Source organism: Mesorhizobium sp. M4A.F.Ca.ET.020.02.1.1 (assembly GCF_004022645.1).
Classification (GTDB): Bacteria; Pseudomonadota; Alphaproteobacteria; order Rhizobiales; family Rhizobiaceae; genus Mesorhizobium.
In genome coordinates this window covers 1-4,131 of sequence record NZ_RZOI01000558.1, presented here as the reverse complement: position 1 = coordinate 4,131, position 4,131 = coordinate 1, and the positions used below count along the sequence as shown (strand labels likewise).

Annotated in this window: 5 protein-coding genes; all 5 read right to left on the bottom strand. The window is 64.2% G+C overall.

Going from position 1 to position 4,131, the window contains the following annotated elements:
* On the bottom strand, nucleotides 1–518 hold a 518-nt coding region (locus tag EN742_RS26560; protein ID WP_189375604.1), incomplete at its 3' end, for a sterol desaturase family protein.
* On the bottom strand, nucleotides 518–946 hold the full coding sequence (locus EN742_RS26555) for a hypothetical protein (RefSeq protein WP_126054212.1): 429 nt from the start codon (nucleotides 944–946) through the stop codon (nucleotides 518–520). The genes EN742_RS26555 and EN742_RS26560, both read right to left, overlap by 1 nt.
* Before the next feature lie 81 nt (nucleotides 947–1,027).
* Nucleotides 1,028–1,852 (bottom strand): phytoene/squalene synthase family protein, encoded by an 825-nt coding sequence (locus EN742_RS26550; protein WP_128333464.1) that lies wholly within the window; start codon nucleotides 1,850–1,852, stop codon nucleotides 1,028–1,030.
* A 25-nt stretch (nucleotides 1,853–1,877) separates the two neighbouring features.
* Nucleotides 1,878–2,267, bottom strand: coding sequence for an Mth938-like domain-containing protein (locus EN742_RS26545; RefSeq protein WP_126054210.1), 390 nt, complete (start codon nucleotides 2,265–2,267; stop codon nucleotides 1,878–1,880).
* Nucleotides 2,268–2,277: 10 nt separating this feature from the next.
* On the bottom strand, nucleotides 2,278–4,131 hold a 1,854-nt coding region (gene secD, locus EN742_RS26540; protein ID WP_128333463.1), incomplete at its 5' end, for a protein translocase subunit SecD.

Here is a 4,131-nt window from a genome sequence, read left to right as displayed (position 1 = left end):
TCGGGGTGGATCCAGAACTGCCAGACCAGGTTGAAGCCGAAGGTGAAGGCAATCACCGCCGGGTGGAAGCCGAGCAGCACCAGCGGCGCCTGCAGCACGAACATGAAGGTGAACAGCCCGGTCCAGCTTTGCCTGAGCGCCGTCGACAGATTGTAGTGCTGGCTGGAGTGGTGGTTGACGTGCTCGGCCCACACCCAACGCACCCGGTGCGCGATGCGGTGATAGACATAGTAGCGCAAATCATCGAGCAGGAAGGCAGCCAAAAACACCCAGACCGACAGGCCGAGATTGAAGAAGCGAAACTGCCACAGCCACAGCAGCGCCCAGTAGGACAAAACACCGAGCAACAGGCCGGCCACGACATTGCCGGTCTCCATCATCAGGCTGGTCAGCGTGTCGCGCGTTTCGAACGAGCCCTTGGCGCGGCCGGTTCGCACCAGCCAGAGCTCGATCAGGATGGCGGCGACGAAGAACGGGATGGCAAGCTTGGTGACCTCCGGGAAATTGTAATCGTCCATCACGCGGCCTCCCGGTTCCGATCATGGTCTTGCAAGGCCGCCGCCACCGCCCTGGCGTCGGCCTCGTCGGCAAAGACAAAGCGCCCGCCCTTCCAGGTGAAGTCGTTGAGCCTGATGGAGATCGACCGCGGGTCGTCTGCGGTCAGGGCCAGGATATCGCGCGGCGTGACGATGCGCGTCAGGAAGCAATCGCCGATGCTGCTGACGATGCCGGTGCGCGCCGGCCCAAGCTCGAGAAACGCCGCCCGCCGATCCGCCGTTAGACGCACCCTCGCCACCATTTCGTCCGGAAAGTCCTCGGCGAAGCGTTGAAGTGCCCGATCCGCGCCGGCAAGCATCGCGGTAGTAGTGCCGCCGGTGAAATGCACGGCCGCGACCGACAGCGCGATGCCAAACACGACAAGGACGACCAGCACGGGCAGGCTCATGGAAAGGCGTCTCCTCCGGCGGCTCACGCTTCTTCGACGCGAGTCCGACAGGCAGAACCCCTAGCACGATTGACGTTTACGTCAAAGGGGCGTCCAGCCTCGGCTGGCATGACGCAGGAGCAGCCAATGCTTGCGCAAGGTGGAAAGCTTTGCTGCACCGCCGCGCGGCGATTGCTCAGTCTTCTCCATCCTGCCGAGATAGGCACGCGTCAGCGCGAGCGGCAGGAATGCGGGGCGCAGCGAAGCCGGCAGCGCCGGGGCGCCTCGCTCGAAGGCACCGAGATGGTCTCGCGCGAGCGCGATCATCGCCGCCACTGCGCGTTGCGCGCCGGGGCCGCCCTCCCCTTTGACGAACTCTTCCGATGATGAGCCGGCCGCTGCGAGGATGTCCGCAGGCACAAAACATTGGCCACGCCTCCGGTACAGCGGCAACAGCAGCAAAAGACCGGTGATCGCTTGCGCACAACCCGCCCTCCCCGCCAGGTCGGCAAAACGCGGTGCCTCCTGGGGATCGAGCATCATCGCCGCAAGCTGGATGAGTGCCGCGGCGGTCTCGCCACAATAGCCTTCGAGATCGGTGCGCGACGGCATCGGATCATCGTAGAGGTCGAAGATGCGCGCTTCGAGCATGTTGTCGAAGGCTGTCTTCGGCAGTCGATTGGCGGAAATCGTCGCCCTCAGTGCGTCGGCGATCGGGTGACCGGTCTCCGCATCGTTCTCTGCCGCGATGACATCGCGCCTCCATTGCAGCCGTACCTCGCCGGGTAACGGCTCGTGGATACGGTCGCGCACGGACGCGATCTCTGCATTGAAGGCATAGAGCGAAAACAGCGCGTCGCGCTTGTCGGCGGGCGCGTAGAGCGCGCTGAGATAACGGTCATGGTCGGAAGCGCGCACCGCATCCATGACGATGTTGGCGGTATCAGCCACGTCAGTCGACGGCAATCAGCGCCGCGGCCACGGCGCGGTCTTCGGCGAGCAGGACATTGTAGGTCCGCACCGCCGCGCCGGTCGACATCGGATCGGCGGCGATGCCGGCCTCTTTCAATGCCGCGCGCAGCGCCGTAGGCAGCGGCCGCAGATCCTTGCCGGTGCCGACCAGCACGATCTCGACCTTGCCGGCCTCGGCGAGCAGCTTGCTGAAGTCCGCCACCGTCAACGCCAGCGGATCGGCCGGCTCCCAGCCATGGATGCCGGACGGCAGGCAGAGCAGCGAGCCGCGATGCGACATATCGGCGAAGCGGAAGCCGCCATTGCCATAGGCCTCGATCGGCGCCCGGCCGGGGAAATGCGCCTCGCGGATGACGATGCCCTTGGCCACGGCCGCGGCGTCAGGTCGCCACGGCCTTGCCGTTCACCGGCTTCTCCTCGTCGGCGGCCGTGGCCTGCGGCCGCAACTTGAACAGGATCAGCAGCGGCGCGGCGATGAAGATCGACGAATAGGTGCCGAACACCACGCCGAACAGCATCGCCATGGTGAACGAACGGATCACCTCGCCGCCGAACAGCACCAGCGCCAGCAGTGCCAGGATCGTGGTCACCGAGGTCAGCGTCGTTCTCGACAGGGTCTCGTTGATGGCGTTGTTCAACAGCTGCGGCAGCGGCATCTTCTTGTATTTTCGAAGATCCTCGCGGACGCGGTCGTAGACGACGATGGTGTCGTTCAGCGAATAACCGATGATGGTCAGGATTGCCGCCAGCGACGACTGGTTGAATTCCAGCCCGGTGATGACGAAGAAGCCGATCGTCATGACCACATCGTGGATCGTGGCGATGATGGCGCCGACAGCGAACTGCCATTCGAAACGGAACCAGACATAGATCAGGATGCCGACCAGCGCGATCAGCATGGCGATCGTGCCCTGCTTGGCGAGTTCGCCCGAAACCGTCGGTCCCACCACTTCGACGCGGCGGAAATCATACTGGTCCTGCAACTCGCCGCGCACCTTGTCGATGACGGTCTGCTCGGCGTTCTCGCCGCCGTCCTGGGTGCCGACGCGGATCAGCACGTCGTTCGGCTCGCCGAACTGCTGCACTTGCACTTCGCCGATGTTGAGCTCCGTGAGCCTGCCGCGGATGTCGGCGAGATCGGCATTGCCGGTCTTGGCCTGCACCTCGATCAGCGAGCCGCCCTTGAAGTCGATGCCGTAATTGATGTCGACGGTCATGAACAGCACGACCGACAGGATCGACAGCAGGCTGGACAGCGCGAAGGTCCAACGGCGGATACCCATGAACGGAATCTTCGTACCCGGCGGAATGAAGGTCACCGGCGCCTTCGGCAGTTCCTTCGGCCGGGCGCGGCGCAGCCAGATCGACACTAGCAGCCTGGTGAAGGTGAAGGCGGTGAAGACCGTGGTCAGGATGCCGATGGCGTAGGTGATGGCAAAACCCTTCACCGGGCCGGTGCCGAGGTAGAACAGCACCACTGTCGCGATCAGCGACGTGACGTTGGAATCGACGATGGTCGCCAGCGCCTTGGTGAAGCCGGTATCGATCGCCTGGATCACCGAGCGGCCGTTGCGCCGCTCCTCGCGGATACGCTCGTAGATCAGCACGTTGGAATCGACCGCCATGCCGATGGTCAGCACGATACCGGCGATACCAGGCAAGGTCAGCGTCGCGCCGAGCAGCGACAACAGCCCGACGATCATCGCCACATGCACCGCGAGCGCGATATTGGCGAGGAAGCCGAGGAAGCCGTAAGCGACGAACATGAAGGCGACGACGAGGATCGAGCCGATGATGCCGGCGACCTTGCCGGCATGGATGGAATCCTGTCCCAGGCCCGGACCCACCGTGCGCTCCTCGATCACGGTCAGCGTCGCCGGCAGCGCGCCTGCGCGCAGCAGCACGGCGAGGTCGTTGGCGCTCTGAGCGGTGAAATTGCCGGAGATCTGACCGGTGCCGCCGAGGATCGGCTCACGGATCTGCGGCGCCGAGATCACCTGGTTGTCGAGGATGATGGCGAACAGCTTGCCGACATTTTGCGCCGTCGCCTGGCCGAAGCGGGTGGCTCCCTTGGAATCGAAACGGAAGGAAACGACAGGCTCGTTGTTCTGCGAATTGTAGGTCGCCTGCGCGTCGACGAGATTCTCGCCCGAAACGATGACGCGGTTTTCGATCAGATAGGGTACCGGCGGATCGTCCTGCGAATAGAGGATCGAGGAGCCTGCCGGCGGCCG